Here is a 398-nt window from a genome sequence, read left to right as displayed (position 1 = left end):
AACAGCCACTTTGTTGAAAGCAAGCTTGTTGTTTGGGTTTTGTTTTTTCATGGTTGATTATAGTTTTGCGATTAAGAAACTGATTACTAAGTAACATGCAGGAGAGCTTCCGCCATCAACGTCATGCATTTGTGTGTCGTTTAATTCTGTAACAGCCACTTTGTTGAAAGCAAGCTTGTTGTTTGGGTTTTGTTTTTTCATTTGGATTATAGTTTTGCGATTAAGAAACTGATTACTAAGTAACATGCCGGAGAGCTTCCGCCGTCAACATCATGCATTTGTGTGTCGTTCAATTCTGTAACAGCTACTTTGTTGAAAGCAAGCTTGTTGTTTGGGTTTTGTTTTTTCATGGTTGATTATAGTTTTGCGATTAAGAAACTGATTACTAAGTAACATTG

Annotated in this window: 3 protein-coding genes; all 3 read right to left on the bottom strand. The window is 36.2% G+C overall.

All coding sequences use genetic code 11. The features are described from left to right. Positions 1–51 (bottom strand): class I lanthipeptide (locus tag DCO46_RS23480; protein ID WP_207784996.1); only part of this gene is annotated, 51 nt, incomplete at its 3' end. Positions 52–57: 6 nt separating this feature from the next. After that, positions 58–201 carry a class I lanthipeptide gene (locus DCO46_RS23015; RefSeq protein WP_165828981.1) on the bottom strand — a complete coding sequence of 48 codons (144 nt, stop codon included), beginning with the start codon at positions 199–201 and terminating at the stop codon, positions 58–60. Positions 202–206: 5 nt separating this feature from the next. Next, entirely contained in the window at positions 207–350 is a 144-nt protein-coding gene (locus tag DCO46_RS23010; protein WP_165828981.1) for a class I lanthipeptide, read from the bottom strand. Between the last annotated feature and the right edge of the window lie 48 nt (positions 351–398).

Origin of the sequence: Flavobacterium sp. HTF, assembly GCF_003105115.1 — a bacterium.
Lineage (GTDB): Bacteria > Bacteroidota > Bacteroidia > Flavobacteriales > Flavobacteriaceae > Flavobacterium.
The sequence above is the reverse complement of the archived record's forward strand: the minus strand, read 5'-3'. Positions and strand labels throughout refer to the sequence as shown.